Annotated in this window: 14 protein-coding genes; 9 read left to right on the top strand and 5 right to left on the bottom strand. The window is 71.9% G+C overall.

The window, feature by feature from the left end:
* The first annotated feature begins 139 nt into the window (after window positions 1-139).
* Both AB0N16_RS15250 and AB0N16_RS15245 read left to right on the top strand, forming a co-directional pair.
* Entirely contained in the window at window positions 140-1,147 is a 1,008-nt protein-coding gene (locus AB0N16_RS15250) for an ATP-binding cassette domain-containing protein (protein WP_365796757.1), read from the top strand.
* Window positions 1,144-1,920, top strand: coding sequence for an ABC transporter permease (locus AB0N16_RS15245; protein WP_365796755.1), 777 nt, complete (start codon window positions 1,144-1,146; stop codon window positions 1,918-1,920). The genes AB0N16_RS15250 and AB0N16_RS15245 overlap by 4 nt, the downstream gene beginning before the upstream one ends.
* A gap of 88 nt (window positions 1,921-2,008) precedes the next feature.
* On the opposite strand, the gene AB0N16_RS15240 is transcribed toward AB0N16_RS15245, so the two are convergent.
* Both AB0N16_RS15240 and AB0N16_RS15235 read right to left on the bottom strand, forming a co-directional pair.
* Entirely contained in the window at window positions 2,009-2,857 is an 849-nt protein-coding gene (locus AB0N16_RS15240) for a siderophore-interacting protein (protein ID WP_365796753.1), read from the bottom strand.
* A 115-nt stretch (window positions 2,858-2,972) separates the two neighbouring features.
* Entirely contained in the window at window positions 2,973-3,902 is a 930-nt protein-coding gene (locus AB0N16_RS15235; protein WP_365797129.1) for a 5'-3' exonuclease, read from the bottom strand.
* Window positions 3,903-4,119: 217 nt separating this feature from the next.
* Between AB0N16_RS15235 and AB0N16_RS15230 the strand changes: the two genes are divergently transcribed.
* The 5 genes from AB0N16_RS15230 (at window position 4,120) to AB0N16_RS15210 (ending at window position 9,228) form a co-directional block, all read left to right on the top strand.
* Complete coding sequence (locus tag AB0N16_RS15230) at window positions 4,120-5,193, top strand: glycine betaine/L-proline ABC transporter ATP-binding protein (RefSeq protein WP_365796751.1); 1,074 nt, start codon at window positions 4,120-4,122, stop codon at window positions 5,191-5,193.
* On the top strand, window positions 5,186-6,973 hold the full coding sequence (locus AB0N16_RS15225) for an ABC transporter permease/substrate binding protein (protein WP_365796749.1): 1,788 nt from the start codon (window positions 5,186-5,188) through the stop codon (window positions 6,971-6,973). Before AB0N16_RS15230 ends, AB0N16_RS15225 begins: the two co-directional genes overlap by 8 nt.
* 130 nt (window positions 6,974-7,103) lie before the next feature.
* Window positions 7,104-7,814, top strand: a complete 711-nt coding sequence (locus tag AB0N16_RS15220; RefSeq protein ID WP_365796747.1) for a hypothetical protein — start codon at window positions 7,104-7,106, stop codon at window positions 7,812-7,814.
* 128 nt (window positions 7,815-7,942) lie between these two features.
* The gene (locus AB0N16_RS15215) at window positions 7,943-8,512 is read left to right on the top strand and encodes an XRE family transcriptional regulator (protein WP_365796745.1); all 570 of its coding nucleotides are present in this window, start codon (window positions 7,943-7,945) and stop codon (window positions 8,510-8,512) included.
* A complete protein-coding gene (locus AB0N16_RS15210; RefSeq protein ID WP_365796743.1) occupies window positions 8,512-9,228 on the top strand; it encodes a helical backbone metal receptor in 717 nt (238 codons plus the stop codon). Before AB0N16_RS15215 ends, AB0N16_RS15210 begins: the two co-directional genes overlap by 1 nt.
* Here AB0N16_RS15210 and AB0N16_RS15205 read toward each other — a convergent pair.
* Window positions 9,140-10,258 (bottom strand): TDT family transporter, encoded by a 1,119-nt coding sequence (locus tag AB0N16_RS15205; protein ID WP_365796741.1) that lies wholly within the window; start codon window positions 10,256-10,258, stop codon window positions 9,140-9,142. The two genes, AB0N16_RS15210 and AB0N16_RS15205, sit on opposite strands and share 89 nt — an antisense overlap.
* 79 nt (window positions 10,259-10,337) lie before the next feature.
* Between AB0N16_RS15205 and AB0N16_RS15200 the strand changes: the two genes are divergently transcribed.
* Complete coding sequence (locus AB0N16_RS15200) at window positions 10,338-11,258, top strand: LysR family transcriptional regulator (RefSeq protein ID WP_365797127.1); 921 nt, start codon at window positions 10,338-10,340, stop codon at window positions 11,256-11,258.
* An 83-nt stretch (window positions 11,259-11,341) separates the two neighbouring features.
* On the opposite strand, the gene AB0N16_RS15195 is transcribed toward AB0N16_RS15200, so the two are convergent.
* Together AB0N16_RS15195 and AB0N16_RS15190 are read right to left on the bottom strand one after the other, a co-directional pair.
* Window positions 11,342-12,028 (bottom strand): gamma-glutamyl-gamma-aminobutyrate hydrolase family protein, encoded by a 687-nt coding sequence (locus AB0N16_RS15195; protein ID WP_365796739.1) that lies wholly within the window; start codon window positions 12,026-12,028, stop codon window positions 11,342-11,344.
* 53 nt (window positions 12,029-12,081) lie between these two features.
* Entirely contained in the window at window positions 12,082-12,816 is a 735-nt protein-coding gene (locus AB0N16_RS15190) for an FCD domain-containing protein (protein ID WP_365796737.1), read from the bottom strand.
* Between the two features lie 95 nt (window positions 12,817-12,911).
* Between AB0N16_RS15190 and AB0N16_RS15185 the strand changes: the two genes are divergently transcribed.
* The gene (locus tag AB0N16_RS15185; protein ID WP_365796735.1) at window positions 12,912-14,270 is read left to right on the top strand and encodes a glutamine synthetase family protein; all 1,359 of its coding nucleotides are present in this window, start codon (window positions 12,912-12,914) and stop codon (window positions 14,268-14,270) included.
* The last annotated feature ends 7 nt before the right edge of the window (window positions 14,271-14,277 follow it).

Below are 14,277 nucleotides of genomic sequence, written 5' to 3'. Positions count from 1 at the left end.
TCGAACCCCGAACCGAACCCGCCGTGCGGCGGCTCCGGGCCATCGAGGTGCGGCACACCCAGGATAGCCCGGCGCTCATCGCGCGGATCATTCGCGATCACCCGCGATCATTCGCGATTTCCTCAGGAGAGCAGCCGACATGAGCACCCGTGCGCCCGCAGTGCAGGCGCGCCAGCTGACCAAGACCTACCCCGGTGACGTCACCGCGCTGAACGGCATGGACGTCACCGTCGAACCCGGCACCGTCTTCGGGCTCCTCGGACCCAACGGCGCCGGCAAGTCCACCACCGTCAAGATCCTCATCACTCTGGCCCGCCCCGACTCGGGCACCGCCACCGTGGCCGGCCACGACGTGCTGCGCCATCCGGACCGGGTGCGCCGGGCTATCGGCGTGGTCGCCCAGAACTCCGGCGCCGACCCGGTCGCCACCGGCCGGGAGAACCTCCAGCTCCAGGGCAGGCTCTACGGCCTGCGCGGAGCGGCCCTGAACCGCCGGGTCGACGAACTGCTGGCCCGCTTCACCCTCACTGACGCCGCCGCCCGCCCGGTCAAGGGCTACTCCGGCGGAATGCGGCGCCGCCTCGACGTGGCCCTCGGGCTGGTCCACCGCCCCGAGGTGCTCTTCCTCGACGAGCCCACCACCGGCCTCGACCCCGAGGCCCGCACCGCGATGTGGGACGAGATCGGCCGGCTGGCCGGCCAGGAGGGCCTGACCATCCTGCTCACCACCCATTACCTGGAGGAGGCCGACCGGCTCGCCGAGCGGATCGCGATCGTCGACCGCGGCCGGGTCGTCGTCGAGGGCACCCCCGACTCGCTCAAGGGCGAACTGCGCGGGGACGCCGTGCATCTGGAGCTGCGCGAGGCGCCCGGCGAGGCCGGCCGCACCCTGCTCACGGGCGCCCTGGCCGGGCTGACGGGCGTGCACGAGGCGCTGTTCGACGGCCGCCGGATCAGCGCCCGCGCCGACGACGGGGCCGCCGCCATGCCCGCGCTGCTCGCCGCGCTGGAGCGGGCCGGGGTGACCGTGCTGGCCGCGACCGTCGCCCGCCCCTCCCTCGACGACGTCTATCTGCGCTACGCGGGCCGCCGGTACGCGGAGGCCGACACCACCGACGCGCTCGCCCTGGCCGGAGGTGCCGGATGAGCAACGCCCTGTCCCAGACCTGGTACATGACCCAGCGCCAGCTGCTGGTCTTCGCCCGCCAGCCCGCGTACGCCGTCATCACCCTGATCCAGCCGGTTATCTGGCTGTTCCTGTTCGGCAACCTCTTCAAGAAGGTCGTCGAGCTGGGCGGCTTCGGCACCACCAGCTACCTCGACTACCTGGTGCCGGGCGTGGTCGTGATGAGTGCCCTCAGCTCCAACATGTGGGCGGGCATGGGCACCCTGGAGGAGATCCAGCGCGGCACCCTGAACCGCTTCCTGACCACACCGGTCAGCCGGGCCGCGCTGATGAACGGCAACGTCGTGAACAACGGCCTGGTCACCGCCGGCCAGTCGCTGATCATCGTGCTGCTCGGCCTGCTGGGCGGCGCCGACTACCCGGGCGGGATCGGGGGCATCGCGGTCCTGGTGGTGGCCGCGGTACTGCTCGGCACCGTCTTCGGGGCACTGTCCAACGCGCTCGGCATGCTGGTGCGGGAGCGGGAGTCGATCATCGGGATCAACACCTTCCTGCTGCTGCCGCTGACCTTCCTGTCCAGCGCTTTCATGGCGCCGTCCCAGATGCCCGGCTGGATGCGGCACATATCCGACTTCAATCCGCTCGACTGGGCGATGGTGGCCGGGCGTTCGGCGATGTCGGCGGATCCCGACCCGGGTGCGGTACTGGGCCGCGGCGGCGCGCTGCTGGCGCTGGCGGTCGCGGCCGTGTGGCTGTCGATCAGGACGTTCCGGTCGTACCAGCGGTCGGTGTGACCGACACGGGAACGGCGGCACCTGCGGGTGCCGCCGGTCTCAGCGGTGCGCGGCTCGACCGGCTCTGCGGTCTCGAGGCCCCGCGGTCTCAGGCGGCGGCCGCCCCGCCGCCCTCCTGCTCCGCCTCGATACGGGCGTTCCAGTCGCGCTTGGAGGCCTGCCAGCCGTCCTCGTTGTGGCCGAGGCGCCAGTAGCCGGAGATCGACAGGTCCTCGCGCGGGATCTGGCGCTCGACGCGCAGCAGGGCCCGCAGGTCCTTCACGAAGCTCGCCTCGCCGTGGACGAAGGCGTGCACCCGGCCCTTCGGGAACTCCAACCCCCGTACGGCCGTGACCAGGGCCTCGCCGACGGGCCGCGCGCCCCGGTGCAGCCAGACCACCTCCACATCGGAGTCGATCTTCTGCTCCTCCTCGGGGCCGGAGACCTCGATGAAGGCGAAGGTCTGCGCCCCGGCGGGCAGGGACTCCAAGGAGCGGGCGATCGCGGGCAGCGCGCTCTCGTCGCCGGCGAGCAGATGCCAGTCGGCGTCCACGGCCGGGGCGTAGGCGCCACCGGGGCCCATGAAACGCACGGTCTCGCCGGGCTGGACGCGGCACGCCCAGGGGCCGGCCAGGCCCTCGTCACCGTGCACCACGAAGTCCAGGCTCAGCTCGCGGTGTTCGGCGTCCCAGGAACGCACCGTGTAGGTCCGGGTCACCGGCCAGTGCTCCCGGGGGAACTCGGCGCGGATCCGCTCCATGTCGAAGGGCTCCGGATAGGTGACGCCTTCAGGCCCGAAGAGGAGTTTCACGTAATGATCGGTGCAGGTGTCCGCGGCGAAGGCGGCCAGTCCGTCACCGCCGAGAACGACGCGCTGCATATGCGGGGTCAGCCGTTCGGTGCGCACCACCTGGGCGGAATGGGGCTTGCGCGGCTTGCGTCCCGGGCGCTCTGCCATGACCGACCTCCCTGCTCCATTGGTTAGGTATGCCTAAGTTAGCATCTCCTTCCCCGTTAACACCTCCTCCATGAACACTTCATGAGCGAGTTTTGCTGGAAAAATTCCTTCCGGGTCAGGCTTCCAGTGTCACCAGCAGGCGGTTCAGCGAGCCACCCAGACCCCAGCGGCCGGCCAGGATGTCCAACTGAGCCGGGTCGCGCGGAGCCTTCGGCAGGGCGGTGTCGACGTCCGGCAGCGGGACGTCCCCGGCGACCCGGACCACCGTCGGGGCTACGGCGACATACGGCCGGGCCTCGTCCAGCCGTTTGCGCTGCGACGGTGTGAGCCTGGCCTTCGGGTCGTCGACGGCGGCCATGATCCCGGCCAGGTCGCCGAACTCGGCGAGCAGCTTGGCCGCCGTCTTCTCACCGATACCCGGTACCCCCGGCAGGCCGTCGCTCGGGTCGCCGCGCAGCAGCGCCAGATCCGCGTACCCGCTTCCGTCCACCCCGTACTTCTCGCGCAGCCACGCCTCGTCCGTCATCTGCAGCGTGCCGACACCCTTGAGCGGGTAGAGCACCCGCACCCCGCGCTCGTCGTCCACCAGCTGGTAGAGGTCACGGTCGCCGGTGACGATGTCGACCGGGCCGTCGGCGCGTGCGGTGAACGTGCCGATCACGTCGTCCGCCTCGTAGCCCGCGACGCCGACCCGGGCGATGCCGAGCGCGTCCAGCACCTCCTCGATGACCGGCACCTGCGGGGAGAGGGTGTCCGGCACCTCCTCCTCGTCCGGTCCCGTCGCGTGCTCCTCGGCGACCCGGTGGGCCTTGTAGGAAGGGATGAGATCGACCCGCCACTGCGGCCGCCAGTCGGCGTCCATACAGGCCACCAGCCGGTCCGGACGGTGGTCCTTGACCAGCCGGTCGATGAAGTCCAGCAGCCCGCGCACGGCGTTCACCGGCGTGCCGTCCGGCGCCCTCACCGAGTCGGGGACGCCGAAGTAGGCGCGGAAGTACAGCGAGGCGGTGTCGAGAAGCATCAGTCGTGCGGTCACGCCTCGCATCATGCCGTACGGCACTGACGGCGACGGGGCGCTCCGCAGCCGTACGGCACGGACGGTCACGGGGCCCCGTGCCGGAGTGGGGCTTGTGGAGAGCTCGTGACCTGGCCCACTTCTGCGTTTGACCTGCGCGGACCAGGGCAGGGGCGGCTTCTGTTTCATGCCCCCGAGGTGCCGGGCCCTGCGTTTCCGGGGCTTGGCGCCCCCGAGAGAGGTTCGCGTGTCACCCAGGCTAGAGACCGAGCACCTGTACAAAGTCTTCGGCAGACGACCCGACACCGCCGTGGAGCGGCTCCGTCAGGGAGCCGACCGGGAGGAGCTGCGCGCCGACGGCACCACCGCCGCCGTGATCGACGCCTCCTTCCGGGTCGATCCCGGCGAGATATTCGTCGTGATGGGCCTGTCCGGCTCCGGCAAGTCCACCCTGCTGCGCATGCTCAACGGCCTGCTGGAACCGACCGCGGGACAGGTCCGCTTCGACGGCCAGGACCTCACCGCGCTCACCGACCGCGAACTGCGCGAGCTGCGCTCGAAGAAGATCAGCATGGTCTTCCAGCACTTCGCGCTCTTCCCGCACCGCAGCGTCCGCGACAACGCCGCCTACGGCCTGGCCGTGCAGGGCGTGCCCCGCGCCGAGCGCGTCCACCGCGCCGACGAGGCGCTCGCCCTGTGCGGACTGGCCGGCTGGGAGGACTCCTGGCCCGACGAGCTGTCCGGCGGCATGCAGCAGCGTGTCGGCCTGGCCCGGGCCCTGGCCACCGACGCCGATCTGCTCCTCATGGACGAGTCGTTCAGCGCCCTGGACCCGCTGATCCGCCGCGACATGCAGGACCAGCTGCTGGAACTGCAGAAATCGCTGAAGAAGACGATCGTCTTCATCACCCACGACCTCAACGAGGCCATGCGCCTGGGCGACCGCATCGCCGTGATGCGCGACGGGCGCATCGTCCAGACCGGCACCGCCGAGGACATCCTGCTGCGCCCCGCCGACGACTACGTCGCCTCCTTCACCCAGGACGTAGACCGCTCCCGGGTGCTGACCGCCGCCGCCGTCATGGACACCGGCGTGGCCGGCGACGAGGCGAACTGCGGCTGCGCCACCGCGACCGCCGACACCCCGTTCACCGAACTGTGCGCGCTCAGCGCCCGGTTGCCCCACCCGGTCGCCGTCCTGGACCGGGACGACGCTGTCGTGGGCGTCGTACCGCAGGAGCGTCTGGTCGGTTTCCTCGCGGAGGACATGGGCGAACCCGTGGTCTGCGACGGCGGAGAGAAGGTGACCGCCCGTGCCTAGGCTGCATCTCGGCGACTGGGTCGACTCCGGTGTGAACTGGCTGGTCGCGCACATGTCCTGGCTCTTCGACGCGATCCGCGCGGTCGTCGAGGGCATGTACGACGGCATCGACGGCGTCCTCACCGCCCCCGCACCCCTGCTGCTGGCAGGCATCCTCGCGGTCCTGGCCTGGTGGCTGCGCGGACTGACCGCGGGCGTCCTGGCCTTCGCCGGCTTCGCGCTCGTGGACTCCCTCGACCTGTGGGACCGCGCGATGTCCACCCTGGCGCTGGTCCTGGTCGCCACGGTGATCGCGCTGGTCATCTCGGTGCCGCTGGGTATCTGGGCGGCCCGCTCCCGGGCGGTCAGCGCGGCCGTACGACCGGTCCTGGACCTGCTGCAGACCATGCCGTCGATGGTGCTGCTCATCCCGGCGATCCTCTTCTTCGGCCTGGGCACCGCCGCCGGCGTGATCGCCACCCTGATCTTCGCGCTCGCCCCCGGCGTCCGCATGACCGAGCTGGGCATCCGCCAGGTGGACGCCGAACTGGTCGAGGCCGCCGAGGCGTTCGGCACCACACCCCGCGACACCCTGCTGCGCGTCCAGCTGCCGCTCGCGCTGCCGACCATCATGGCCGGCGTCAACCAGGTCATCATGCTGGGCCTGTCGATGGTCGTCATCGCCGGGATGGTCGGCACCGGCGGCCTGGGCGGCGCCGTCAACGAGGCCATCGGCCAGCTCGACATCGGCTTCGGCTTCGAGGCGGGCGTCGGCATCGTCGTCCTCGCCATCTACCTCGACCGCATGACCAGCGCGCTCGGCACCCAGCTGTCCCCGCTGGGCCGCCGCGCCGCCGCCAACGTCCGTCCCACCCCCTGGACCTACCGCCCCCGCCCGGCCGTCGCCGTCGTCGGTGTGGTCGTCCTCGCCCTGGTCGCGAGCGGTCTGGGCATCTTCGGCTCCTCGTCCGACAGCACCCCGGCCTCCGCCGCGAACATCGGCCAGGGCAAGGAGATCAAGATCGGATACATCCCCTGGGACGAGGGCATCGCCTCCACCTTCCTCTGGAAGGAACTCCTGGAGGAACGCGGCTACCAGGTCACCACCAGCCAGTACGCGGCCGGCCCGCTCTACACCGGCCTCGCCACCGGCCAGCTGGACTTCGAGACCGACTCCTGGCTGCCCACCACGCACGCCGAGTACTGGAAGAAGTACGGCAAGCAGCTCGACGACCTCGGCTCCTGGTACGGCCCCACCTCCCTGGAGCTGACCGTCCCGTCGTACGTGAAGGACGTGAACTCCCTGGCCGACCTGAAGAACCACGCCTCGGAGTTCGGCGGGAAGATCGTCGGCATCGAGCCCAGCGCCGGCATGATGGGCCTGCTCAAGTCCAAGGTTCTGAAGGCGTACGGCCTCGACGGCGGCTACCAGGTCGTCGACGGCTCCACGCCCGCCATGCTCGCCGAGCTCAAGCGGGCCTACGCCAAGCGGCAGCCGATCCTGGTCACCCTGTGGTCCCCGCACTGGGCCTACAGCGACTACCACCTCAAGAAGCTGAAGGACCCCGAGGGCGCCTGGGGTTCCGGTGACGGCGTGCACACCCTGTCCCGCAAGGGCTTCGCCGAGGACAACCCCGAGATCGGCACATGGCTCGAGGACTTCTCGATGACGGAGCAACAACTCACCGGCCTGGAGGCCGGGATCCAGAAGGCCGGCCAGGGCAAGGAACAGGACGCGGTCCGGGCCTGGCTGAAGCGCCACCCGGAACTCGTCGACAAGTGGGCGCCGATCCGGAAGTGAGCGAGGGGGAGGGGGCCGCTCCACGCCGCACCGTCCGTGTGCCGAAGCCCACCTCCTTCGGCCCGCTACGGGCGGGGCCGGGGACCGTACTCTCTGACGCCCCGGTTCCGCCCGTTCCTGTGAGCAGCCCGTGATCCGCAGGCTTCTGCCCCTCCTGCTGTTGCTGACGGCCGCGGTGGCCGTGCCGCAGCTCTCCAAGGCGAGTCCGGACCCGGCCTCGGTCGCCATCGCCTACGAAAAGGATCCGGCCAACCACATAGCGCTACGGCACCACCCAAGCCTGACCGCCCTGCTGACCGGAGCGGCCGACCGCGCGTTCGACGCACCCCGTACCCGGTCCCGCTGCGCCGAAGGCACCCCGGACATCACCGCGGTCCACGGCGACACCGAGGAACTCACCGGCCACTACCGCGCCGACTGCGCCACCGACCGCCAACCCCGCGCCACCCTGCTGGACTTCACCGTCTGGCGGGCCCACGCAGATCAGCGCCCCGACCTGGCCCTGCCGGCCTGGGGCACGGCCGGGAACATCGGGGACCGCTCACGCATTGAACTGATGGGGCACCCCCTCGTCCTGATCAAGGGCCAGCGCCTGCGCGATTTCGGCAGCTGGTCGGCCTACGTCTACGATCCCGCCTCCGGCCGGGCCGACCGGCTCCACCTGCGCACCCCCGGCGGCAGCGGCGCCTTAGCCAATCGTCGGCCACGCGGCTCACCGACCCCGACGGCCGTCCGGCCCTCCTGGTCAGCGTCTTCATCCCGAAGGAGGAGTCCGCTCCCGGCGAGTCCGGCAAACTCGTCTACTGGCGCGAACTGTGAGGGTCGCGCTCACCCGACGTGACGGGGATGTGACGGCCGCCTGAAACGGTTTGCCGAACATGCGTAGGGTGCAGAGGACCGAACAGAGGGGCCCGGCCGAAGCGGGGCACCCGGAAGAGTGAACGACGAGCGAAGGAGGGAGCCGGAGCGATGGGCGACCACAAAGACCAGCAGCCCGTGCGGGTGGGCGCGGCAGTCCGGCGGCGCCGCCGTGCGCTGGAGCTCACCCTCGCCGTCGTGGCCGAGCGCAGTGGCCTGTCGGTGCCCTTCCTGAGCCAGATCGAGAACGACAGGGCCCGGCCCAGCCGCACCTCCCTGGAGAAGCTCGCCGACGCCCTGCGCACCACGGCCGTCGAACTCCTCGCCGCCGCCGACCCGGCGTGCAGCGTGGACGTCGTACGCGCCGACGCCACCGAGCCGGACTTCGCGCGCAAGGTGCGCTCCCTGGTGCGCGGCCATCATCAACTGCACGCGTCGGAGTTCACCGGAGACCACGACGCCGGCCGTGAATTCCAGCACCGCAACGACGAGTTGATGTACGTCGCCGACGGCTCGGTGGAGATCGAGGCCGAGGGCCGCGCCTACCGCCTCGGCCGCGGCGACACCCTCTACCTCACCGGCGGGGTGCGGCACCGCTGGCGGGCGACGGTCCCGGACACCCGGGTGATCGTGGTGGCGGTGGCGGAACACATCGAGGCGGTCCAGGACCGCCCCCGCTGATGCGCGTGGTCTCCCTGGTCCCCTCGCTCACCGAGGCGGTCGCGGAAACGCTCCCCGAAGCCCTCGTCGGTGCCACCGACTGGTGCACCCATCCGGCCGGCCTCGACGTCACCCGTGTCGGCGGCACCAAGAACCCCAAGCTGGACCGGATCCTCACCCTCGCCCCCGACCTGGTGATCGCCAACGAGGAGGAGAACCGCGCTCCCGACCTCGACGCCCTGCGGACGGCCGGCGTGGAGGTGCTGGTCACGGAGGTACGGGAGGTACCGCAGGCCTTCCGGGAGCTGGCCCGGGTGCTGACCGCGTGCGGCGCGCGCAGCCGCCCGCGCTGGCTGGACGAGGCCGAGGAGGCCTGGTCGACGCCGGTGCCCAAGCCTCGTACCACCGCGGTCGTCCCGATCTGGCGGCGGCCGTGGATGGTCCTCGGCAGGGACACCTTCGCGGGGGATGTGCTCAAGCGGCTCGGGGTCGGGAATCTGTACGCCGTCCACCCCGAGCGGTACCCCCGCATCCCGGTCGAGGAACTGAACGACGCCCGGCCGGACCTGGTCGTCCTCCCGGACGAGCCCTACCGCTTCAGCGCAGGCGACGGTCCGGAGGCCTTCCCCGGCCTGCCGTGCGCACTGGTCAGCGGACGGCACCTGACGTGGTACGGCCCCTCACTGGCCGAGGCGGCACGGCTGCTGGAGGGGGCCCTGCGAGCAGCTCGCCGCTGAGCAGTCCGCGTACGGTGCCGGCGGCGGCCGCGAGCCAGCCGGCGACGAGCAGGGCGTACAGCCCCACCGCCAGCCAGTCGCACACCGCGAGCCCGGTGTGCCGGCCCAGCGCGGCGGCGCCCGTGACGCATGTCCCCACCGGGAAGGTGAAGGCCCACCACGTCATGGCGAACCGCATGCCGTGCCGCCGCGCCCGCACCACATGCGCGACCGCCAGCGCCAGCCACAGCAACGCGAACCCCATGACCGGCACGCCGTAGAGCACGGCGAGGAGGCCGAAACCGGTGGCGTACGGGGCCGGTACGACCCCAGAGGCGACGTCCGCGAAGGCACCCACCGCGGTGGTGGACTGCCCGAGCGGGCCCAGCAGCAGGAAGATCGTGGGGGTGAGCGCGAGGGGCAGCGGACCACGGGTGACCAGCCGGGCGAAGACGAGCGTCAGCATCAGCAGCGTGGCCAGCAGGCTCAGCCCGAAGAGCGCGAAGCAGCCGTAGAGCAGGGTCTCGCGCGGCTGCCCGGGTGGCAGATACGGGACCAGCCGCGGCCCGAGCGCGGCCGACACCATGGGCGCGACCAGCGGCAGCAGCCACACCGGGGTGGCCTGACCGGGCTCGACCCGATGCCGTACGGCCAGCAGGTACGGCACGGTGACGGCGGCCGCGAGCCCCACGGCCGTACCGGCGACGAACAGCACTGCGTCGAGGGCCACGGCCGCGGGCTCGCCGATCCAGTCCCGCCCGAGGGCGAGGGCACCACCGCCGACCGCGAGCAGCGCCATGGAGAGGCAGCCGTAGAAGGGGGCCACGGCGGGGTCGCGGAGGTGCGCACGGGCCTGGTCGGGATGGTGGGCCCAGTGCAGGGCCCGAGCGGCCAGCAGGACCACGAGTTGCAGCACGGACAGTGCCCAGACGCCGACGAACAGCTCGCGCGGGCCGTCGACGTCGAGCGCGGCGCCGCCGAGGGCGAGGGCTGCGGTGCCCATGACGGAGGCGTACCAGTTGGGGCCGAGATGCCGGACTGCGGTAACCATGAACCCACCGTCCCTCCGACCCGGGGCCGCGACCAGGGAGTCCGTGTCTATGGGGGCATAAGCTGGTCTTATGAGCGCGATGGGCGAGACGGGGGATCGGGCGGCCGGCGGCACGCTGGCGCACCGTGTGCCGGATCTCGGCGCGCTGGAGCTGCTCCTGGCGGTGGCACGGCTGGGCAGCCTCGGGGCCGCGGCCCGGGAGGTCGGCATCACCCAGCCGGCCGCCAGCAGCCGGATCCGGTCGATGGAACGCCAGCTGGGGGTGGCCCTCGTCGACCGCTCACCTCGCGGCTCGCGGCTCACCGACGCGGGGGCGCTGGTGACGGACTGGGCGCGGCGGGTGGTGGAGGCGGCGGCGGCCTTCGACGCGGGGGCGCAGGCACTGCGGGACCGACGGGACTCGCGCCTGCGGGTCGCGGCGAGCATGACCATCGCCGAGTACCTCCTGCCCGGCTGGCTGCTCGCGCTGCGCGCACAGCGCCCCGCCACCGCGGTGTCCCTGCTCGCGGGCAACTCGGCGGCGGTGGCCGAACGGCTGCTCGCGGACGAGGCGGACCTGGGCTTCGTGGAGGGGCTGACGGTTCCGCAGGGCCTGGACTCGACGGTGATAGCCCACGACCGCCTGATCGTGGTGACGGCCCCCGCGCACCCGTGGGCCCGCCGCCGGCGCCCGCTGGCGGCCGAGGAACTGGCGGCGACCCCCCTGATCCTCCGTGAACGCGGCTCCGGCACCCGCCAGGTCCTCGACGCGGCGCTGGGCGGCCTGGCCCGCCCGCTGATCGAGCTGTCGTCGACGACGGCGGTGAAGGCGTCGGCGGTCAGCGGCGCGGGTCCGGCGGTCCTGAGCGAACTGGCCGTGGGCGAGGAACTGGCCACGCGGCGCCTGGTGAGCATCCCGGTGGAGGGCATCGCACTACGGCGCGATCTGAGAGCGGTCTGGCCGACCGGCCACCGCCCGACCGGCCCGGCCCGCGAACTGCTGTCCCTGACCCGGACCTGAGGAACCTCGGCCTACCCGGCACCCGACTCGGTCAGCCGAGGAGGAGCGGTCCGAAAACACCGGCGACGCGGCGCCGGCCTGGCTCAGGTCGCGGCTGTGATCAGTGCCCGCATCACCCGCAGGTCCTCGCCCATCTCGGGGTGCCACTGCACTCCGAGCACCCAGCCGTGGCCGGCGGCGAGTTCGATCGCCTCGATCGTGCCGTCGGCCGCGTGGGCCGAGGCCAGCAGGCCGGTGCCGAGGCGGTCCACCGCCTGGTGGTGGAAGGTGGGGACGGCGGTCTCCTCCGGGACCGTGTCGGCGTACCGCGTTCCGGGAACCGGCTTCACCTCGTGGCTGCCGAAGACGCCCGGCACCTCCGCGTGGCCGTCTATGTGCTGGACGAGGGTGCCGCCGAGGGCGACGTTCAGGAGCTGCATGCCCCGGCAGATTCCGAGCAGCGGCGTGCCCGCCGTCAGCGCCGCGTCGATCAGGGCCAGCTCCCAGGCGTCCCGGTCGCGGGCGGGGCGGCCGGTGCGGGGGTCGGGTTCGGCGCCGTAGCGGACCGGCTCCACGTCCGGGCCGCCCGCGATCACCAGTCCGTCCAGGCGGGCCACCGTCGCCGCCGCGTGCTCCGGGCCGTCCGGCGGCAGCAGCGCGGCCAGGCCGCCCGCCCGCTGGACCAGACGTGGGTAGCCGGCCGGCAGCAGGGCCGCCTCCAGCTCCCAGACGCCCCAGCGCGCCCCGGCCTCCAGGTATGTGCTCACGCCGATCAGCGGCCGTCCGGCCATGGACCCTCCCTCAAAGGTGTACGTCCACACCTTTATGGCACGGCGACCGGCCGTTACGCCAGGAAGCCCCGGAGCAGAGCGGCCGTCCCCGCGCAGTGCTCCCGCATCATCTCCCGGGCGCCGTCCGCGTCCCCGTCCAGGACCGCCTCCACCAGGGCGATGTGCTGGCGCTGCGAGTGCTCCAGGTTGCGGACCAGGAGCGGGATGCAGTCGAGCAGGTCGTTGACGGTCGCCCGGACCGCCGCGTACTGGGCGGTCAGGGACGGCGAGCCGCACAGTTCGGCGATCGTGAGGTGGAGCAGGGTGTCCAGGCGGCGGTAGTCCGCGAGCGGCGCCTCGTGGGTGCGGGCCAGGGCGTCGCGCAGACGGTCCGCCTGGTCCCCCGACAGCCCGTGCGCCGCGCACAGTCCGGCCGCGCCCACCTCGAGGATCTCGCGGAAGCGCAGCACGTCCTCGATGTCGACCTCGGCGATCCGGCGCCGCAGCTCGTCCTCGCCGCCGGCGTCGGCGCGCGGCAGCACGAACGTTCCGCCATACCGCCCGCGCCGGGACTCCACCAGGCCCTGGTCCTGGAGTACCTTCAGCACCTCGCGCAGCGTCACCCGGCTGATCCCCAGCCGCTCCGCCAGCTCCCGCTCGGCGGGCAGCCGCTCGCCGCCCGGAACCAGGCCCAGCCGGACGACCTGGAGGATCTGCTCCAGCGCCTCCTCGAAGCCGTTGCCCGCCCGTACCGGTCGCAGTACCGGCGTCAACGGGTCGTCGAGGGCGCCGTCCGCATCCAGCGACATATGGCCGTACCCCCTTCCCAAGCAATGGTTCTCGCCAATACCTTAGAACTCCCGGCCCGGCCGCAGCAGCGCGATGAAGCCCAAGGAGTCCTCCCGTGGCAGACCGCACACCCCCGCTCAGCGTCGAGGAACTGCACACCCTCGTCGCGAGCGGTGAGATCGACACTGTCGTCCTGGCCTTCCCCGACATGCAAGGGCGCCTGCAGGGAAAGCGGTTCGCCGCCCGCTTCTTCCTCGACGAGGTCCTGCGCCACGGCACCGAGGGCTGCAACTACCTGCTCGCCGTCGACCCCGAGATGAACACGGTCGACGGCTACGCCATGTCCTCCTGGGACCGCGGCTACGGCGACTTCGCCATGCACCCCGACCTCGCCACCCTCCGCCGGGTGCCCTGGAACGCGGGCACCGCCATGCTCATCGCCGACCTCGCCTGGAACGACGGCTCCCCGGTCGTCGCCGCGCCCCGGCAGATCCTCCGCCGCCAGCTGGAGCGCCTCGCCGAACTCGGCTACACCGCACAGGTCGGTACGGAGCTGGAGTTCATCGTGTTCAAGGACACGTACGAGGCTGCCTGGGACGCCAACTACCGCGGGCTGACCCCGGCCAACCAGTACAACATCGACTACTCGGTGCTGGGGACCGGCCGGATCGAGCCGCTGCTGCGCCGGATCCGCAACGAGATGGCCGCCGCCGGCCTCACCGTCGAGTCCGCCAAGGGCGAGTGCAACCCGGGCCAGCACGAGATCGTCTTCCGGTACGACGAGGCCCTCGTCACCTGCGACCAGCACGCGATCTACAAGACCGGCGCCAAGGAGATCGCCGCCCAGGAGGGCGTCTCCCTCACCTTCATGGCCAAGTACAACGAGCGGGAGGGCAACTCCTGCCACATCCACCTGTCGTTGACGGACCCGGACGGCGCCAACGTCTTCGCCGCCGAGGGCGGCATGTCCGAGGTCATGCGGCACTTCCTCGCCGGACAGCTCGCCGCCCTCCGTGACTTCTCGCTCCTCTACGCGCCCAACATCAACAGCTACAAGCGGTTCCAGCCGGGCTCCTTCGCCCCGACCGCGGTCGCCTGGGGCCACGACAACCGCACCTGCGCACTGAGAGTCGTCGGCCACGGCCGCTCCCTGCGCTTCGAGAACCGGCTGCCCGGCGGCGACGTCAACCCGCACCTCGCCGTCGCCGGACTGGTCGCGGCCGGGCTGTACGGCGTCGAGCAGAAGCTCGAACTCCCCGAGCCCTGCCCCGGCAACGCCTACACCGCCGACTTCGCGCACGTCCCGACCACGCTCCGGGAGGCCGCCGAACTCTGGGAGAACAGCCCCATCGCCAGGGCCGCCTTCGGCGACGAGGTCGTCGCGCACTACCGCAACATGGCCCGCGTCGAGCTGGCCGCCTTCGACGCCGCGGTGACCGACTGGGAGCTGCGCCGCTCCTTCGAACGCATGTGAGGCACGC

The sequence above is a fragment of the Streptomyces sp. NPDC051105 genome (genome assembly GCF_040682795.1).
Classification (GTDB): domain Bacteria; phylum Actinomycetota; class Actinomycetes; order Streptomycetales; family Streptomycetaceae; genus Streptomyces.
Note: the sequence above shows the minus strand (reverse complement) of the source record. Positions and strands in the feature narration are given on the sequence as shown.

Coding starts and splice junctions, on each gene's coding strand:
- AB0N16_RS15250 (WP_365796757.1), top strand. CDS start 140: ATGAGCACCCGTGCGCCCGCAGTGCAGGCGCGCCAGCTGACCAAGACC.
- AB0N16_RS15245 (WP_365796755.1), top strand. CDS start 1,144: ATGAGCAACGCCCTGTCCCAGACCTGGTACATGACCCAGCGCCAGCTG.
- AB0N16_RS15240 (WP_365796753.1), bottom strand. CDS start 2,857: ATGGCAGAGCGCCCGGGACGCAAGCCGCGCAAGCCCCATTCCGCCCAG.
- AB0N16_RS15235 (WP_365797129.1), bottom strand. CDS start 3,902: ATGCGAGGCGTGACCGCACGACTGATGCTTCTCGACACCGCCTCGCTG.
- AB0N16_RS15215 (WP_365796745.1), top strand. CDS start 7,943: ATGGGCGACCACAAAGACCAGCAGCCCGTGCGGGTGGGCGCGGCAGTC.
- AB0N16_RS15210 (WP_365796743.1), top strand. CDS start 8,512: ATGCGCGTGGTCTCCCTGGTCCCCTCGCTCACCGAGGCGGTCGCGGAA.
- AB0N16_RS15205 (WP_365796741.1), bottom strand. CDS start 10,258: ATGGTTACCGCAGTCCGGCATCTCGGCCCCAACTGGTACGCCTCCGTC.
- AB0N16_RS15200 (WP_365797127.1), top strand. CDS start 10,338: ATGGGCGAGACGGGGGATCGGGCGGCCGGCGGCACGCTGGCGCACCGT.
- AB0N16_RS15195 (WP_365796739.1), bottom strand. CDS start 12,028: ATGGCCGGACGGCCGCTGATCGGCGTGAGCACATACCTGGAGGCCGGG.
- AB0N16_RS15190 (WP_365796737.1), bottom strand. CDS start 12,816: ATGTCGCTGGATGCGGACGGCGCCCTCGACGACCCGTTGACGCCGGTA.